Raw genomic sequence first — 16,379 nt, forward strand, 5'->3', positions numbered from 1 at the left:
CCGTGACCGAGGAGGTCGTCATGTCCGCCGTGCTCTATGAAATCGCCTTCCAGGGCGAGCTGGTCGCTGGCGCCGATGCGCAGCAGACCCGACAGAATCTGATGCGGCTGTTTCAGGCGGATGAACAGCGCATCGCCGTGCTCTTCTCCGGTCGCCGCATGATCATCAAGAATCGCCTCGACGCCGCCACCGCCGAGCGCTATCGCGCCACCCTGGCCCAGGCCGGAGCGCGGGTCGAGGTGGTGCCCATGGCCGAGACGAGCGAGCCGACTGCGGCGCCCGTCGAGGCGCGGGAGCCAGCCGCCACCGCGACCACCGTGGCGTCTGCCGCCGAGCGCGGGTCGCTGTCGGTCGCGCCCCGGGATGCCGTGATGGCCGCCTTCGTCGATGTCCAGGCGCCGGATTTCGGCCTGGCACCGGTCGGCGCCGATCTGCAGGATGAGGCCGCGCCAATGGCGCCGCCGCGGGTCGATCTGTCGCACCTGACCCTGGCCCCGGTGGGCAGCGATCTGGGGCCGGCGTCCGAGGCGCTACCTGTGGCGGTGCCGGATACCGATCACCTGACGCTGGTCAGGGAATAAGCGTAGCCGGCGTTACAGGAAGCCGGCGCAGCACTTCTTGAACTTGGCGCCGCTGCCGCACAGGCAGGCGTCGTTGCGACCCGGCAACGGCCTGGCGGTCGGATCGAGAAAGTACCAGCGCCCCTCGCGCTGGACGAAACCCGAGCGCTCTTCATGGCGATGAGCGCCGCGCCCATCCTCCCAGCGCGCCACGAAGCTGACCCGCGCATGGTCAGGGTCGCCGGGCTCGGGGTGATGCTCCAGTACCTGCAACCCCTGCCAGCGACTGCCCAGACTCCAGGCCGTCAAGGCTTCCCTGTCCAGCAGCGCCTGCTGCGCGGGGGCTGTGGTGGCCACCAGATAGTCGATCAGCCCCAGCACATAGGCGCTGTAGCGCGAACGCATCAGGCGCTCGGCATCGGGCGCCGGCGTGCCGACATGAAAGGCGCCGCAACAGTCACCGAGCGACAGGTCCGAGCCACAGGGGCAGGGGGCCATGGAATGCATCTCACCACCAGTACTTGCCGAAATTCTGCGGATTGGCCCAGAACCGGGCATTGAGCCAGTCCGGGACCTGCTTGTAGTCGTGCAGATCATAGCTGAACAGGGTGACCACCTGGCCGTCCCGGGCGAAGCGCTCGCTGGCCTGCAGGGCCAGGGCGTAGAAATCCGTCAGTTGCCATTCGCTGGCGGCCAGGTCCACCAGCACGGCCAGGCGCGAGGTATTGAGGTTGCGCAGGCCGCCGAGCAATTCGCGGCCCGTTCGCAGTGGCAGATGCTCCAGGCAATCGGCGAGGATCACCAGATCGTAGCGTTCGGCCAGTAGGCTCGGCTCGTCCAGAGGGACCGCGGCCTGCACCAGCTGGCAGTGGGGATGGGCCCCGGCATAGGCCTGCAGCGCCGGTAGCGGCTCGCGCGCCACGCAGAGCAGCCGTGCCGGCCGATGATGGTCGAGCAGGCTTGCCAGAGCCTGTTGCGGGGTACGGGACGAGAATATGTTTGCCATTAAGGGAACCCTAATCAAATCGCGATTGACTAAGCAACCAGCGTTGTCAAGATGTGTACGCCACCATTAGTCTGACAGCGCACTACAACGAAAGACGAGCCTAACTCGCGGTACCTGGTCTATAGGAGACCCTTCATGAGCAAGAGCATCGCAAGGACAGCTTTACCCCTCATCCTGGCAAGCACCGTGCTGGCCGGTTGCGCGGGCGGCGTACAGAAATCCGATTGGCCGGTGTGCGCTGCGGTCGGCGCCCTGGTCGGCGGTGCGGCCGGCGCTACCCAGAGCGGTAACGTCGCCGGCATGGCGGCCCTGGGCATAGGTACCACCGCTGGCGCCTATTGCTGGGTGCACGGCAAGGGCAATGAGCAGGTCGCCCGCATGGAGCCCGCTCCGGCCCCGGCTCCGGCGCCCGCACCGGCTCCCGCGCCGGCACCGCTGCCGAAGCAGGAAGTGATCACCGCGCGTGATCTGCACTTCGCCTTCGATTCCGCCGAAGTCAGTCCGCAGGATCGTGCTCAGCTCGACGGTATCGCCGGTCGTCTGCGTGGCGAAGCCGCCAGCACTCGTCTGTCGATCACCGGCCATACCGACAGCAAGGGTACCGACGCCTACAACCAGCGTCTGTCCGAGCGTCGCGCCAAGTCGGTCAGCAACTACCTGGTCCAGGCCGGTGTGCCGGCAGCCAGCATCGTCTCCGTGAAAGGCATGGGCGAGCGTCAGCCGATCGCCACCAACGAGACCGCTGAAGGCCGTGCCACCAACCGCCGCGTCGAAATCCAGATCGACCGCGAGTGATGCATCGGCGGCGGACCTAGGTCCGCCGCCTTTACTTTTTCCGGCTCCAGGCGTTATGGTCCGATCCATCTCGTCCTCCTGCTGGAATCCATGAAAACCCTGTCCCTCACCGGCAAAGTCCTCCTCCTGCTGTTCTGGCTCGCCGCAGCCGCCGCTGTCGCCCTGCCTCTCGCTCGCCCGTTCCCCCAATTGCTCGCCCTGGTCGCCCTGGCCCTGCTGCTGCTGCACCTGGGTGAAGTCTTCGCCAGCCGTCGTGCCCTGCGCCTGCGCCGCCATCCCTGGCTCGATCGTCTGAGCCTGCTGATCTTCGGCGCCTTTCATCGGCTGCCGCCCCAGCTGCCGGGCGCCTGAACGGCCTGCGACCTCAACGTCGGGCGCATCCTGACGACAGGCGCGTTATCATAGCGCCCAAGATCCATTACTGTAGATGCATACAGCGCTCGTCCGCCGGACGGGGCGCTGCTTTGCCATCGCCCGGAACCAGGCATGCTCAGCACCGAACTCAAGACCCAGATCCAGGGCGCCTACACGCGTTTCCTCGAAGCCAAGTCGCTCAAGCCACGCTATGGCCAGCGCCTGATGATCGCGGAGACCGCCAAGGGCCTGGGTGGCATCGCCCAGGACGAGGAGGGCCATCGCGAAGGCGAGCCCGCCGTAGTGGCGGTGGAGGCGGGTACCGGTACCGGCAAGACCGTGGCCTATGCCCTGGCCGCCATTCCCGTGGCCAAGGCGGCCGGCAAGCGGCTGGTGATCGCCACGGCGACGGTGGCGCTGCAGGAGCAGATCGTGCACAAGGACCTGCCGGACATCCTGCGCAACAGCGGACTGTCCTTCAGCTTCGCGCTGGCCAAGGGCCGGGGGCGTTACCTGTGCCTGTCCAAGCTGGACATGCTGCTGCAGGAGGGTCAGGCGCAGAACGCCACCGCCCAGCTGTTCGCCGAGGATGGCTTCAAGATCGATGTGGACGAGGCGTCCAACGAACTGTTCGGCAAGATGATCGAGCGCCTGGCCGGCAATCGCTGGGACGGTGATCGTGACAGCTGGCCGGAGGCCATCGAGGACGTCCAGTGGTCGCGCATCACCACCGACCATAGCCAGTGCACCAATCGTCACTGCCCGAATTTCCAGCAGTGCGCCTTCTACCGGGCGCGCGAAGGCATGACCAAGGTCGATGTCATCGTCACCAACCATGACCTGGTACTGGCCGACCTGGCCCTGGGTGGCGGCGCCATCCTGCCCGATCCCCGCGACACCCTTTATGTGTTCGACGAAGGCCACCACCTGCCGGACAAGGCCATCGGCCACTTTGCCCATTTCACCCGGCTGAGATCCACCGCCGAGTGGCTGGAGCAGATCGCCAAGAATCTCACCAAGCTGCTGGCCCAGCATCCGTTGCCGGGTGATCTCGGTCGCCTGGTCGAGCAGGTGCCGGAGCTGGCGCGGGAGATCCGCACCCAGCAGCAGTTCATGTTCACTGCCTGCGAAGCCCTGGCGGATTTTCGCGCGGGCGAGGACATGGAAGGCCGCGAGCGGCCGCGGCACAGATTCGTTGGCGGGGTGATCCCCGAAGACCTGCGCGAGATGGGCATCGAACTCAAGAAAGGCTTCGCCAAGCTTACCGACCTCTTCACCCGCCTGACCGAGATGCTCAAGCAGGCCATGGACGGCGAATCCAGCATTGGCCTCGCCAGCTACCAGGCCGAGGAGTGGTATCCGCTGTTCGGTAGTCTGCTGGCGCGCGCCCAGGGCAACTGGGAGTTGTGGACGGCCTTTACCTGCGAAGACCCGGAAGACAGCCCGCCCATGGCGCGCTGGATGACCCTTGCTGAAACGGGTTCGCTGTACGACATCGAGGTCAATGCCAGCCCCATCCTCGCCGCCGAGATGCTGCGCCGTCACCTGTGGAATGTCGCCTTCGGCGCCCTGGTGACTTCGGCGACCCTGACCGCCCTGGGCACCTTCGACCGCTTTCGCATGAGATCCGGCCTGCCGCGCTCGGCGGCCACCGCCGTGGTGCCCAGTCCGTTCCGTCACGCCGAGGCCGGGGTGCTGCGGGTACCCGATCTCAAGGCCGATCCGCGCAACGCCGCCGAGCACACCGCGGCCATCGTCCGCGAATTGCCGGCGATGCTCGAAGGCGCGCGTGGCGCCTTGGTGCTGTTTTCCTCGCGGCGGCAGATGCAGGACGTCTTCGACGGCCTGGAACGGGACTGGCGCAAGCGGGTGCTCATCCAGGGCAACCTGTCCAAGCAGGAGACCCTGAACAAGCACAAGAAGCGTGTCGACGATGGCGAGGCCAGCGTGCTGTTCGGCCTGGCCAGCTTCGCCGAGGGGGTCGACCTGCCCGGCGCCTATTGCGAGCATGTGGTCATCGCCAAGATTCCCTTCGCCGTACCCGACGATCCGGTTGAAGCCGCCCTGGCCGAGTGGATCGAGGCGCGCGGCGGCAATCCCTTCATGGAGATCGCCGTGCCCGACGCTTCCTTGCGGCTGATCCAGGCCTGCGGTCGGCTGCTGCGCACCGAGCAGGACAGCGGCACCATCTCGCTGCTGGATCGCCGTCTGGTGACCCAGCGCTACGGCAAGGCCATCCTCAATGCGCTGCCGCCGTTCCGGCGGGAAATCCAGTAAGAGATTGCGGCCATGGCGGTCCGCTGTTGCGGCCGCTTCTAGGTGACATTACGTGCAACTGCCTTATCGCGGCCATGGCGGTCCGCCGAAGCGGCTGCTCCTACAGACACATCGGACCTTGTAGGAGCGGCCCATGGCCGCGATACCGAAGAACCACAGCAAGGAAATCCCCATGACCGTCCACGGCTATCACGACCTGAGATTCGAATCCGTCCGCGAGGCCTTCGCCGAGTTGTTGGCCGCTGGCCAGACCCGCGGTGCGGCGCTGTGCGTCCAGGTCGGCGGTGAAACGGTGCTGGATCTCTGGGGCGGCTTGGCCGACAAGGAAGGTCAGATGCCCTGGCACACCGATACCCTGCTCAATCTGTTCTCCTGCACCAAGGCCTTCACCGCGGTGGCGGCACTGCAGCTGGTGGAGGAGGGCAAGCTGGTCCTCGATGCCCCGGTTGCCGAACGCTGGCCGGAATTCGCCGCCGCCGGCAAGGCCGACATTACGCTGCGACAGCTGCTCAGCCACAGATCCGGCGTCTCCGCCTTGCGCGAACGCCTCGCGGGTAACGCCCTGTACGACTGGGACACCATGACCGCCGCGGTTGCCGCCGAGGCACCCTGGTGGACGCCCGGCGCCGCCCATGGCTATGCCCCCATCACCTTTGGCTGGCTGCTGGGCGAACTGATCCGTCGCGCCGACGGACGTGGCCCGGGCGACGCCATCGTGGCCCGGACCGCCGGGCGCCTGGATCTGGATTTTCACATCGGCCTGCCGGCCAGCGAAGACGAGCGCGTCGCCCATATCGTGCGGGGCAAGGGCGTGCTGGGCGATGCCGCCGCGCAGCGCCTGCTCAAGACCACCCTGAGTGACCCCGTGGCCCTGCCGACCCTGGCCTTTGGCAATCCATCCGGGGTGCTCACCAGCACCAACAAGGCCGAATGGCGCCGCTTCCAGCAGCCGGCGGCCAACGGCCACGGCCATGCACGCAGCCTGGCAGGCTTCTATGCCGGCCTGCTGGCCGGCGATTTGCTGGAATGGGAGACCTTGAGCGAGGCTCTGGTGGAGCACAGTCAAGGTGAGGACCGGACCTTGCTCACGCCGACGCGCTTCGGCCTGGGCTTCATGCTCGACCAGCCGGACCAGGCCAATGCCACCTATGGCCTCGGCCCCCAGGCCTTCGGTCATCCGGGGGCGGGTGGCTCGACCGGCTTCGCCGATCCGGAACGCGAGGTGGCCTTCGGCTTCGTCACCAATACCCTGGGGCCCTACGTGCTGATGGACCCACGCGCCCAGGCCTTGGCGCGGGCGGTGGGGGAGTGCCTCTAGGGCGGTCGGCTAGCGGGCGATGGCCGCCTCGATGTCCTTGAATTCGATCACCCGGACATAGGGCGCGATCTCGCCGCTGATGGAGAAGTGCGCGCCGATCACCGTGACCTCGACCCCTTCGTTTTCCACCAGGTATTGCACCACCTCGTGGAAATCGCCGTCGCCCGCCACCAGGTAGAGCTTCTTCCAGCCGCGCTTGGCATGGGAGCGCATCAGATTGAAGGCCAGGCCGACGTCGACACCCTTCTGGCTCTTGGTGGTGTACTGCTCGCCGGTTACCGGATGCAGGATCGGTCCGCCACCCACGGAGGCAGGCCATTCGTGGGCCTTGCTCTGCAGCCAGTACAGCTTGACCCTCAGACCGGCGCCCTTCGGTGGGGCCGAGCTCAAGAACTTGTTGAAGCCGGTCTGGGCGATGGTGGGTGGGTCGCTATCGCAGTTGAAGTAGTAGGCGTCGCCTATGGGTTCGCCTGCATCCTCTTCAATGAAGAGCCGTAGCTTGAGATAGTCGAATTTCGCGCCATAGACCGAACCATTCCAGGCGCTCAGGGCATAGGCACCGTCGACAAACCAGGCGACGCCCGTTCGAGTTGTAGTTGCCATCGTATTGCTGGGACCAGGTTTTTTTACCGTTGATGGGCGCACACCCGCACGCGGGATACGCGGGATACGCGGCGCCTATTGTGGGCTTAATTCCCGGTTTGCGCCTCAGGTAACGAGAGGGGATTGCAAACGCCGCGATCTAGAGCGTCCGCCCGGGCGCGAAAGTGGCCCTGGACGGCGAAAGCCGACCGGCTGATCGACCCCTGCCAGGTCGCTGGCGCTGGAGGCCGGTGGTCAGGTCGCCGCGGCTTCACGCCCGTCATTGGCATGGGGGGCATCGATGATCAGGGCGCTCTGCAGCAGGCGAATACGCGGCGCCACGTGGTAGGCGCCATCGTCATCATGCCGCAGGTAAAGACGCTCGCAGCCCAGGCACCGCCATACCGTGCTCTGGTTGTAGGGATAGAAGCGGAGCGCGATGGGGGCGTCAGCGGACCAGTAGTGCGTACCCGCCGGGTGGTACTCCGCGATGATGGCGTCTTCGGGCTCGTAGCGCGCCAGGGTGCCGATCTGCGCGAACTCCGTTTCCCGGTAGCCCACCGGCCAGGCCGCCCATCCCGCCAGATCCCGCCGCAGACAGCGACAATCCCGGGTAATGGCTGCGGCGCTGGCGGCCAGACGCTCCAGGGTCGCGACATCGATGAGTCCTTCCATGCGCTAGCCTCCTGGCGAGTAGCCATGCCTTGAACAGAATCTCCGCTCGCCGCCAACCTATCAGCAGCGCCCTGGCGGCGGTTCGCCTGGATTTTCCTTCGCTCGCTGCCCGTGGCACTGCCACTGGTCGGCACGGACGCAAATTTCGTGACTCCACCGCTTTGCCCGGCGTAGGTTTGCGGCCACAATCTCGAAACTACTTTAAGTTCACTCATGCCGCCGGCTCTGGCTGGGGCATTGATTCACTCTGTCCTCCGGCTCGCCGATGGGAAACTTTGCATGAAGCTGATCAAATCCACCACCCTCATTCTCTGCATGGGCGTATCCGCCTGCAGCTCCTTCCAGGGCACTGGCGACCAGGCCGCCGCGCCTGCCACGCCGGGCAATGCCCAGGCCAGCACCGCCGCCAGCGGCAGCCACTGGTGGTGGCCGTTCGGTGGTGGCGACCAGGCGGCCGCGCCGGCCAAGCCGGTCGCCAAGGCGGCCGAGCCCAAGGCCGAAGCCAAGGTCACGGCGAAGGCGCCCGCCGCCAAGTCCGAACAGGCCGCCGCGGCAGGCGAGAAGGGCAGTCGCTGGTGGTGGCCCTTCGGCAGCGAAGACGTGAAGCCCCTGGCCAAGGCGGAAGTCCTCAAGCCGGTACCGGTCAAGGTCAGCAAGGCCTGGCTGGATGAACACGAGCAGAAGCTGCGCGTCGCCGTGGCCGGCAGCAATGTCAAGGTCGAGCGTCGCGACGACGCCCTGGTACTGATCACGCCGGTGGACAGCTCCTTCAACCCGGATCGCGCCGAGATGCTGCTGCCGGTGATGCTCGGCCCGCTGTCCCGCTCGGCCAAGTCGGTGAGCGTGGATGAAGACAGCGCCGTCATCGTGCTCGGCTTCAGCGACAGCACCGGCGCCGCCGCGCTCAACGACAAGATCAGCCTGCAACGCGCCCAGGCCGTGGCGGCGATCTTCCGTCTCAGCGGCTACAGCGGCAATCGCCTGATCGTGCGCGGTCTGGCCGCCGCTCATCCGCGTGCCGACAACACCACCGCCGCCGGTCGTGCCGTCAACCGCCGCGTCGAGGTACTGATCCAGCCACGCGCCACCGTGCTGGCCAGCCTGCAATCGCTGGCGGCGCGCTAGCTACAAAGCTTGTCCTGAAGCAGGCGAGCCGGGCGGGACTTGGTTAAGCTAGGTCGATACCGACCTAGCAGGAGACTTCCATGTCACCGTCCCTCGCCGATATGCGTCGCGACTACACCCGCGACGGCCTGACCGAAGCCCAGGCGCCCGCCGATCCCTATGCCCTGTTCGGGCAGTGGTTCGAAGAGGCGGTGCGTACCGAGCAGCCTCCGGTCGAAGCCAATGCCTGCTGGCTGGCCACCGTCGATGACGAAGGCCAGCCCCACTGCCGCGTGCTGTTGCTCAAGGGCGTCGATGCCCAGGGCTTCGTCTTCTATACCAATTACGACAGCGCCAAGGGGCAGCAGATGGCCGCGCAACCGCGGGCGGCCATGACCTTCTTCTGGCCGGCACTGGAGCGCCAGGTTCGGATCGAGGGCCGGGTGGAACAGGTGTCCGCCGAGGAATCCGATGCCTACTACCGGGTCCGTCCACTGGGCAGTCGCCTGGGTGCCTGGGCCTCGCCGCAGAGCCAGGCCATCGCCGATCGTCACGAGCTGGAGCAGCGTCTGGCCGAGGTGCAGCAGCGCTTCGCCGACGGTGATCCCAGCCGGCCGCCGTTCTGGGGTGGCTATCGCCTCAAGCCCCAGCGCATCGAATTCTGGCAGGGGCGCTCCAGCCGCCTCCACGATCGGCTGGATTACCAGCGCGTAGAGGGTGGCTGGCAGCGCCAGCGCCTGGCTCCTTAAGGCGTTCGCAAGGTGCCGAGATTACAGTCGCCGGAAACCTCCCCGGACGCCCTGGGTCAAGGATAATAGCGATCTGCGCCCGTACCGCTGCCCGGTACGACCAGTGTCTTTCAACTGCCCCTGGAGTTGCCCCATGAACAGAGTCCTTCAGCTCGCCGCTTCCCTGACCGCCGTCGCCCTGCTGGCCGGCTGCGCCTCCGATCAGTCCGGCGATGTCTATTCGCGTGATGAGGCCCGGCAGGTGCAGACGGTCCGTACCGGTACCATCACCGCCCTGCGTCCGGTCACCATCGAGGGCACCAAGTCGCCCGTCGGCGCCGGTGCCGGTGCCGTGGTCGGTGGCATTGGCGGTAGCGCCATTGGCGGCGGGCGTGGCAGCTTCGTCACCGCCATCATCGGCGCGGTAGCCGGCGGCCTGCTGGGTGCGGCCACCGAAGAAGGCTTCACCAAGGCCAGCGGTGTCGAGATCACCGTGAAGGAAGATGACGGCGGCTCCCGCGCCTATGTGCAGGCGGTCAACAAGGGCGAGATGTTCCGCGTTGGCGAGCGGGTGCGCATCATGACCGTCAACGGCACCAGCCGCGTCGCGCCCAACTGATCTTCCGGACGTACCCGAAGGTACGTCCTTGCCCTTCCAGAGCGGGTGTCCGAATCGCTAGACTGCGAGTCGGACGCCCGTTTGCGTTTTCGCCCGTAAATAGTTGTCGCCTGGGCGCAATGCCGCGCCTGGAGGTCGTCCTACAATCCCCCTCAGTCACCGCCGTGATCGGCAGGAGAAATCCCGATGTCCGCTTCTCAACCCAATGTGCAACGCGCCGCCTTCGATGAGGTGATGGTCCCGACCTACGCCCCCGCCGCGTTCATTCCGGTGCGAGGAGAGGGTTCCCGCGTCTGGGATCAGGCCGATCGCGAATACGTCGACTTCGCCGGCGGCATCGCCGTCAGTGCCCTGGGCCATGGCCATCCCGCGCTGATCAAGGCCCTGACCGAGCAGGCCGGCAAGCTCTGGCATGTATCCAACATCTACACCAACGAGCCTGCCCTGCGGCTGGCACGCAAGCTGGTGGACCATACCTTCGCCGACCGGGTGTTCTTCGCCAACTCCGGCGCCGAAGCCAACGAGGCGGCCTGCAAGCTGGCCCGTCGCTATGGTCACGACGTCAGCGGCGGCAGTCGCTACGAGATCGTCGCCGCCACCAACAGCTTCCACGGCCGAACCCTGTTCACCGTCAGCGTCGGCGGGCAGCCGAAGTATTCCGATGGCTTCGGTCCCAAGATCGAAGGCATCCGCCACGTGCCCTACAACGACCTGGCCGCCCTCGAGGCCGTGGTTTCGGACAAGACCTGCGCGGTCATCCTCGAACCCATCCAGGGCGAGGGCGGCGTGCTGCCGGCCGACCAGGCCTACCTGGAAGGCGCCCGTCGCCTGTGCGACGCCCATGGCGCCCTGCTGATCTTCGACGAGGTGCAGAGCGGGGTCGGTCGCAGCGGTCATCTCTACGCCTACCAGCACTATGGCGTGGTGCCGGACATCCTCACCACCGCCAAGAGCATCGGCGGCGGTTTCCCGCTGGCAGCCATGCTGACCACCGAGAAGGTCGCCCAGCACTTCAGCGCCGGCGTGCACGGCAGCACCTATGGTGGCAACCCGCTGGGCTGCGCCGTCGGCGCCGCGCTGCTGGACATCGTCGCCACCCCGGAAACCCTGGCCGGGGTTGCCGCGCGCCATCAGCGCTTTGTCGCCGGTCTGGAGCAGCTCAACGCCCGCTACCACCTGTTCCAGCAGATCCGCGGCCTGGGCCTGCTGATCGGCGCGGTGCTCAACGACAACTGGAAGGGGCGCGCCAAGGACATCGTCACCGCCGCCAACGAGGAAGGCCTGATGATCCTGCAGGCCGGCCCGGACGTGCTGCGCATGGCGCCAAGCTTGATCATCGCCGACACCGATATCGACGAAGGCCTGGCCCGCCTGGATCGCGCCCTGGCGCGCCTCACCCAAGGCTAATCTCCGGACGCGGGACGCGTACCGCTGGCATCCAGGGATGGATCCGTACACAAGGAGTTCTCATGCTGGTAATGCGCCCTGCGCGCGCGGCGGATCTGCCCCTGGTCCAGCGGCTCGCCGCGGATAGCCCGGTTGGCGTCACCTCGCTGCCCGACAACCCCGAGCGGTTGCGCGACAAGATCCGCACCTCGGAGTCATCGCTGGCGGCCGAGGTGGGCTTCCATGGCGAGGAGAGCTATTTCTTCGTGCTCGAAGACACCCGCAGCGGCGAGCTGCTGGGCTGTTCGGCCATCGTCGCCTCGGCCGGATTCTCCGAGCCCTTCTACAGCTTTCGCAACGAGACCTTCATCCACGCCTCGCGCGAGCTGAAGATCCACAACAAGGTCCATGTGCTGTCGCTCTGTCACGACCTGACCGGCAACAGCGTGCTGAGCAGCTTCTACGTTCAGCGTCCGCTGCTCGACACTCCCCACGCCGAACTCAATTCCCGCGCCCGCCTGCTGTTCATGGCCGCCCACCCGGCGCGCTTTGCCGAGACGGTGGTGGTGGAAATCGTCGGGCTGGCGGACGACGACGGCGAATCGCCGTTCTGGAACGGGGTAGGGCGCAACTTCTTCGACATGGACTACGCCGCCGCCGAGCGCCTGTCCGGGCAGAAGAGTCGTACCTTTCTGGCCGAACTGATGCCGACCTATCCTCTCTACGTGCCCCTGCTGCCCGACAGCGCCCAGGAAGCCATGGGCCAGGTGCATCCCCGTGCCCAGATCACCTTCGACATCCTTAGCCGTGAAGGCTTCGAGACCGACAACTACATCGACATCTTCGATGGCGGTCCGACCCTGCACGCCCGCACCACGGCCATCCGCTCCATCGCCGAGAGCCGCCTGGCACCAGTGAGCGAAGGTACCCCGGCCGGCGACGAGGCACCCTGGTTCCTGGTCGCCAATGACGGCCTGGAAAATTTCCGGGCGCTGGCCACGCCGCTGCGCTGGACGCCTGGCGAAGCCGTCGTCCTTTCCCCCGAGCAGATCGCCACCCTGGAGATCGCCGAAGGCGACCGGGTTCGTCTGGTAGTGCTGTAGCCGACCCTAGCGTCTTTGGAGGTCCGATGATCGTCCGTCCCGTCACCCGTGCCGATGTGCCCGCGCTGCTGCAGCTGGCGCAGGCGGCCGGCGCCGGTCTCACCACCCTGCCGGCCAGTGAAGAACGCCTGGGGCAGCGGGTGGAAAATGCCGAGCGCAGCTTTCTGCGTCAGGTCGGATCCGCCGATGCGGACTATCTGTTCGTCCTGGAAGAGGACGACGAAGTCATCGGCATCGCCGGGATCGCCGCCGCCCTGGGCCTGCGTGAGCCCTGGTACAACTACCGGGTCGGCCTGACGGTGAGCGCCTCGCGCGAGCTGGACATCCACCGGCAAATCCCCACGCTATTCCTGGCCAACGACATGACCGGCAGCTCCGAACTCTGCTCGCTGTTCCTGCGCGCCGATCGGCGCGGTGGTGCGTCCGGGCGCCTGCTGTCCAAGTCCCGCTTCCTGTTCATCGCCGAATTCCGCGAGTTGTTCGCCGAGCGCATCATCGCCGAATTGCGCGGCATGTCCGATGACCAGGGCCGGTCACCCTTCTGGGAAGCCCTGGGCCGGCACTTCTTCAAGATGGAATTCTCCCAGGCGGACTATCTCACCGGCATCGGCAATCGCGGCTTCATCGCCGAGCTGATGCCGCGCTTTCCGCTGTACACCTGCTTCCTGTCGCCGGAAGCGCGCCAGGTGATCGGCCGGGTGCACCCGGATACCGAGGCCGCGCGCCGCCTGCTGGAGGCCGAGGGCTTCAACTACCAGGGCTATGTCGACATCTTCGATGCGGGTCCGACCGTGGAGGCCGAGACCGCCAAGGTGCGCGCGATCCGCGACAGCCAGCGCCTGGTACTGGCGGTCGGCACGCCGGGCGACGATGCCGAGGTCTATCTGATCCACAACCGCAAATGCCAGGACTGCCGCATCACCAGCGCTCGCGCGCGCCTGGCGTCCGGCACCCTGGTGGTCGATCTGGCCACCGCCCGCGAACTGCGGCTGATGGCCGGCGCCCAGGTGCGCGCCGTGCGCCTGATGCCCTGAGGAGCGCTCATGGATAGCCTCTATATCGCTGGTCAGTGGCGCCCCGGGCGCGGCGAGACCTTCACCTCGCTCGACCCCTACGCCGGTACCTCGCTGTGGCAGGGCGCGGCCGCGGACGCAGCGGACGTCGACCAGGCGATCGCCGCGGCACGCCAGGCCTTTCCCGCCTGGGAAAGGCGCGGCCAGGCCGCGCGCCTGGAGATCCTGCAGGCCTTCGCCCAGGCGCTGCAACAACGCCGCTCCGAGCTGACCCGGGCCTTGGCCGAGGAAACCGGCAAACCGCTGTGGGAGGCCGATACCGAGCTCGGCAGCATGATCGCCAAGGTGGCCATCTCGGCCCAGGCCGAAGCGGCCCGTAGCGGCGAGCGTTCGGCTAGCGTGGCGGACGCCCGCAGCGTCACGCGCCATCGACCGCACGGCGTCCTGGCGGTCTTCGGTCCCTACAATTTCCCCGGCCATCTGCCCAATGGCCATATCGTCCCGGCGCTGCTGGCTGGCAACACGGTGGTGTTCAAGCCCAGCGAGCTGACGCCGCGTTTCGCCGCCCTGACCCTGGAATGCTGGATCGCCGCCGGGCTGCCGGCCGGGGTGCTCAATCTCGTGCAGGGCGGTCGGACCACCGGCGAGGCCCTGGCCGCGCATCCGGGCCTGGACGGCATCCTCTTCACCGGCTCCAGCGCCACTGGTGCGGCGCTGCATCGTCTCAACGCGGACCGTCCGCAGCGACTGCTGGCGCTGGAGATGGGCGGCAACAATCCCCTGGTGGTGGCGCCGGTGGCCGATCTGGACGCCGCCGTGGTGACCATCGTCCAGTCGGCGTTCCTCTCCGCCGGGCAGCGTTGCACCTGTGCCCGTCGCCTGCTGGTACCCCAGGGGGCCTGGGGCGATGCCCTGCTGGCGCGCCTGGTGAGTGTCAGTGCCGGGCTCAGCACCGGTCCCTTCGACGCCGATCCGGCGCCCTTCATGGGCACCGTCATCTCTCTTGCCGCTGCCCAGGCCCTGCTGCAGACCCAGGCCCAACGCCTGGCGCAGGGTGGCCGGGCACTGCTGGAGTTGCGGCAGCCGGAGCCCCAGCGAGCGTTGCTCACGCCGGGGATCATCGAGGTGTCGGGGATCGCTGACCTGCCCGATGAAGAGGTCTTCGGGCCGCTGTTGCAGGTCCAGCGCTATGGCGACTTCGACGAGGCGCTGGCGCTTGCCAACGCCACTCGCTTTGGCCTGGCGGCCGGCCTGCTGGCCGACGATTCGGCCCTCTACGAACGCTTCTGGCAAGGGGTGCGCGCCGGCATCGTCAACTGGAATCGGCCCCTGACCGGGGCGGCCAGTGCCGCCCCCTTCGGCGGCGTCGGTGCCTCGGGCAATCATCGACCCAGCGCCTATTACGCCGCGGACTACTGCGCCTTCCCGGTCGCCTCGCTGGAAAGCGACGCCCTGACCCTGCCTAGCCAACTGCCTCCAGGACTACAGCTATGAGTCAACTCGCCCCAGCCGCGCGGGAGGTCAATTTCGACGGCCTGGTCGGTCCGACCCACAACTATGCCGGCCTGTCCTACGGCAACGTGGCCTCCCAGGCCAGCAAGCAGCAGTGCTCGAATCCACGCGAGGCCGCGCGCCAGGGCCTGGCCAAGATGCAGGCGCTGATGGAGCTGGGTTTCGAGCAGGGTGTGCTGGCCCCTCACGAAAGACCCGACATCGCCTCGCTGCGCCGCCTCGGGTTCGCCGGCAGCGATGCCCAGGTGCTGGAGGGTGCGGCGCGCGAAGCCTTGCCGCTGCTGCTCTCCGCCAGTTCCGCCTCGGCCATGTGGACGGCCAACGCCGCCACCGTCAGCCCCAGCGCCGACACCCGCGACGGCCGCGTGCATTTCACCCCGGCCAACCTGGCCTGCAAGTTCCACCGCAGCCTCGAACCCAGCACCACGGCGCGTATCCTCCAGGCGATGTTTCGCGATCCCGCGCATTTCCAGCACCATGCGCCGCTGCCCTCGGTGGCCCAGTTCGGCGACGAGGGCGCGGCCAACCACACCCGCTTCAGTCGCGACCACGGCGCCCCGGGCGTGGAATTCTTCGTCTTCGGTCGCAGCGCCTTCGATCCGCGCTATCCCGAGCCCCATCGCTATCCGGCCCGGCAGACCCTGGAAGCCTCCCAGGCCATCGCCCGCCTGCATGGCCTGAGCGAGGAGGGCGTGGTGTTCGCCCAGCAGAATCCGGCGGTGGTGGACCAGGGCGTCTTCCACAACGACGTCATCTCGGTGGGCAATGCCCAGGTGCTGTTCCATCATGAAGACGCCTTCCTCGACAGCGACCACGTACTCGACGAATTGCAAGCCAAGCTCGCCCGACGCGGCGCCACCTTGCAGCGCCTCTGCGTGCGGCGCAGCGAGATCAGCGTCGGCGACGCCGTGCGCTCCTATCTGTTCAACAGCCAGCTGCTGGATCGACCGGGGCAGGGCGCATTGCTGGTGGTGCCCGACGAGTGCCGACAGAATCCGCTGGTCTGGGACTATCTGCAGGCCCAGGTCGGCAGCGCAGGCCCGCTGGATGAGGTCAAGGTCTTCGATCTCAAGCAGAGCATGCAGAACGGCGGTGGCCCCGCCTGCCTGCGCCTGCGCGTGGCGCTCACCGCCGACGAGCTGGCCGCGGTGAATCCGGGGGTGCGCTTCACCCCGGCGCTGCACGCTCAACTGCTCGGCTGGGTGGATCGCCACTACCGCGACCGCCTGACACCTGCGGATCTCGCCGATCCCCAGTTGCTGGGCGAGGTCCGCACCGCCCTCGACGAGTTGACCCAGTTGCTGGGCCTCGGCTCGGTCTATCCCTTTCAATTGCCCTGACCTCCGG

Annotated in this window: 17 protein-coding genes; 13 read left to right on the forward strand and 4 right to left on the reverse strand. The window is 67.2% G+C overall.

Going from position 1 to position 16,379, the window contains the following annotated elements; translation table 11 throughout:
* Window positions 1-20: 20 nt before the first annotated feature.
* Entirely contained in the window at window positions 21-581 is a 561-nt protein-coding gene (locus AABM56_RS07880; protein WP_347883992.1) for a hypothetical protein, read from the forward strand.
* 12 nt (window positions 582-593) lie between these two features.
* Here the strand turns inward: AABM56_RS07880 and AABM56_RS07885 are convergent, their stop codons facing one another.
* Window positions 594-1,067 carry a YchJ family protein gene (locus AABM56_RS07885; RefSeq protein ID WP_133859567.1) on the reverse strand — a complete coding sequence of 158 codons (474 nt, stop codon included), beginning with the start codon at window positions 1,065-1,067 and terminating at the stop codon, window positions 594-596.
* Between the two features lies 1 nt (window position 1,068).
* A complete protein-coding gene (locus tag AABM56_RS07890; RefSeq protein ID WP_133859566.1) occupies window positions 1,069-1,566 on the reverse strand; it encodes a DUF6231 family protein in 498 nt (165 codons plus the stop codon).
* Between the two features lie 135 nt (window positions 1,567-1,701).
* Between AABM56_RS07890 and AABM56_RS07895 the strand changes: the two genes are divergently transcribed.
* The 4 genes from AABM56_RS07895 (at window position 1,702) to AABM56_RS07910 (ending at window position 6,310) form a co-directional block, all read left to right on the forward strand.
* The gene (locus tag AABM56_RS07895) at window positions 1,702-2,361 is read left to right on the forward strand and encodes an OmpA family protein (protein WP_187978869.1); all 660 of its coding nucleotides are present in this window, start codon (window positions 1,702-1,704) and stop codon (window positions 2,359-2,361) included.
* Window positions 2,362-2,451: 90 nt separating this feature from the next.
* Window positions 2,452-2,712: a DUF1145 domain-containing protein gene (locus AABM56_RS07900; protein WP_133859564.1), complete on the forward strand. Its 261-nt coding sequence runs from the start codon at window positions 2,452-2,454 to the stop codon at window positions 2,710-2,712.
* Window positions 2,713-2,847: 135 nt separating this feature from the next.
* Window positions 2,848-4,992: an ATP-dependent DNA helicase DinG gene (gene dinG / locus AABM56_RS07905; protein ID WP_208694648.1), complete on the forward strand. Its 2,145-nt coding sequence runs from the start codon at window positions 2,848-2,850 to the stop codon at window positions 4,990-4,992.
* A 172-nt stretch (window positions 4,993-5,164) separates the two neighbouring features.
* Entirely contained in the window at window positions 5,165-6,310 is a 1,146-nt protein-coding gene (locus AABM56_RS07910; RefSeq protein WP_347884120.1) for a serine hydrolase domain-containing protein, read from the forward strand.
* 9 nt (window positions 6,311-6,319) lie between these two features.
* Here AABM56_RS07910 and AABM56_RS07915 read toward each other — a convergent pair whose 3' ends face one another.
* Both AABM56_RS07915 and AABM56_RS07920 read right to left on the reverse strand, forming a co-directional pair.
* A complete protein-coding gene (locus AABM56_RS07915; RefSeq protein WP_133859562.1) occupies window positions 6,320-6,913 on the reverse strand; it encodes an NYN domain-containing protein in 594 nt (197 codons plus the stop codon).
* A gap of 234 nt (window positions 6,914-7,147) precedes the next feature.
* Complete coding sequence (locus tag AABM56_RS07920) at window positions 7,148-7,567, reverse strand: hypothetical protein (protein WP_347883993.1); 420 nt, start codon at window positions 7,565-7,567, stop codon at window positions 7,148-7,150.
* Between the two features lie 279 nt (window positions 7,568-7,846).
* On the opposite strand from AABM56_RS07920, the gene AABM56_RS07925 reads away from it, so the two are divergent.
* From AABM56_RS07925 to astB, 8 genes are all read left to right on the forward strand, one after another.
* Window positions 7,847-8,692, forward strand: a complete 846-nt coding sequence (locus AABM56_RS07925) for an OmpA family protein (RefSeq protein WP_347883994.1) — start codon at window positions 7,847-7,849, stop codon at window positions 8,690-8,692.
* A gap of 80 nt (window positions 8,693-8,772) precedes the next feature.
* Entirely contained in the window at window positions 8,773-9,420 is a 648-nt protein-coding gene (pdxH, locus tag AABM56_RS07930) for a pyridoxamine 5'-phosphate oxidase (protein WP_133859559.1), read from the forward strand.
* A gap of 133 nt (window positions 9,421-9,553) precedes the next feature.
* Window positions 9,554-10,018, forward strand: coding sequence for a hypothetical protein (locus AABM56_RS07935; protein ID WP_133859558.1), 465 nt, complete (start codon window positions 9,554-9,556; stop codon window positions 10,016-10,018).
* Between the two features lie 186 nt (window positions 10,019-10,204).
* Window positions 10,205-11,425, forward strand: coding sequence for an aspartate aminotransferase family protein (locus AABM56_RS07940; RefSeq protein WP_347883995.1), 1,221 nt, complete (start codon window positions 10,205-10,207; stop codon window positions 11,423-11,425).
* 62 nt (window positions 11,426-11,487) lie between these two features.
* Entirely contained in the window at window positions 11,488-12,507 is a 1,020-nt protein-coding gene (aruF, locus tag AABM56_RS07945; protein ID WP_347883996.1) for an arginine/ornithine succinyltransferase subunit alpha, read from the forward strand.
* A 26-nt stretch (window positions 12,508-12,533) separates the two neighbouring features.
* Complete coding sequence (gene astA / locus AABM56_RS07950; protein WP_347883997.1) at window positions 12,534-13,541, forward strand: arginine N-succinyltransferase; 1,008 nt, start codon at window positions 12,534-12,536, stop codon at window positions 13,539-13,541.
* 9 nt (window positions 13,542-13,550) lie between these two features.
* Complete coding sequence (astD, locus tag AABM56_RS07955; RefSeq protein ID WP_347883998.1) at window positions 13,551-15,014, forward strand: succinylglutamate-semialdehyde dehydrogenase; 1,464 nt, start codon at window positions 13,551-13,553, stop codon at window positions 15,012-15,014.
* Entirely contained in the window at window positions 15,011-16,372 is a 1,362-nt protein-coding gene (astB, locus tag AABM56_RS07960; protein ID WP_133859553.1) for an N-succinylarginine dihydrolase, read from the forward strand. Before astD ends, astB begins: the two co-directional genes overlap by 4 nt.
* Window positions 16,373-16,379 lie beyond the last annotated feature (7 nt).

Origin of the sequence: Pseudomonas aestiva, assembly GCF_039908605.1 — a bacterium.
GTDB lineage: Bacteria > Pseudomonadota > Gammaproteobacteria > Pseudomonadales > Pseudomonadaceae > Chryseomonas > Chryseomonas aestiva.

Coding starts and splice junctions, on each gene's coding strand:
- AABM56_RS07880 (WP_347883992.1), top strand. CDS start 21: ATGTCCGCCGTGCTCTATGAAATCGCCTTCCAGGGCGAGCTGGTCGCT.
- AABM56_RS07885 (WP_133859567.1), bottom strand. CDS start 1,067: ATGCATTCCATGGCCCCCTGCCCCTGTGGCTCGGACCTGTCGCTCGGT.
- AABM56_RS07890 (WP_133859566.1), bottom strand. CDS start 1,566: ATGGCAAACATATTCTCGTCCCGTACCCCGCAACAGGCTCTGGCAAGC.
- AABM56_RS07895 (WP_187978869.1), top strand. CDS start 1,702: ATGAGCAAGAGCATCGCAAGGACAGCTTTACCCCTCATCCTGGCAAGC.
- AABM56_RS07900 (WP_133859564.1), top strand. CDS start 2,452: ATGAAAACCCTGTCCCTCACCGGCAAAGTCCTCCTCCTGCTGTTCTGG.
- dinG (WP_208694648.1), top strand. CDS start 2,848: ATGCTCAGCACCGAACTCAAGACCCAGATCCAGGGCGCCTACACGCGT.
- AABM56_RS07910 (WP_347884120.1), top strand. CDS start 5,165: ATGACCGTCCACGGCTATCACGACCTGAGATTCGAATCCGTCCGCGAG.
- AABM56_RS07915 (WP_133859562.1), bottom strand. CDS start 6,913: ATGGCAACTACAACTCGAACGGGCGTCGCCTGGTTTGTCGACGGTGCC.
- AABM56_RS07920 (WP_347883993.1), bottom strand. CDS start 7,567: ATGGAAGGACTCATCGATGTCGCGACCCTGGAGCGTCTGGCCGCCAGC.
- AABM56_RS07925 (WP_347883994.1), top strand. CDS start 7,847: ATGAAGCTGATCAAATCCACCACCCTCATTCTCTGCATGGGCGTATCC.
- pdxH (WP_133859559.1), top strand. CDS start 8,773: ATGTCACCGTCCCTCGCCGATATGCGTCGCGACTACACCCGCGACGGC.
- AABM56_RS07935 (WP_133859558.1), top strand. CDS start 9,554: ATGAACAGAGTCCTTCAGCTCGCCGCTTCCCTGACCGCCGTCGCCCTG.
- AABM56_RS07940 (WP_347883995.1), top strand. CDS start 10,205: ATGTCCGCTTCTCAACCCAATGTGCAACGCGCCGCCTTCGATGAGGTG.
- aruF (WP_347883996.1), top strand. CDS start 11,488: ATGCTGGTAATGCGCCCTGCGCGCGCGGCGGATCTGCCCCTGGTCCAG.
- astA (WP_347883997.1), top strand. CDS start 12,534: ATGATCGTCCGTCCCGTCACCCGTGCCGATGTGCCCGCGCTGCTGCAG.
- astD (WP_347883998.1), top strand. CDS start 13,551: ATGGATAGCCTCTATATCGCTGGTCAGTGGCGCCCCGGGCGCGGCGAG.
- astB (WP_133859553.1), top strand. CDS start 15,011: ATGAGTCAACTCGCCCCAGCCGCGCGGGAGGTCAATTTCGACGGCCTG.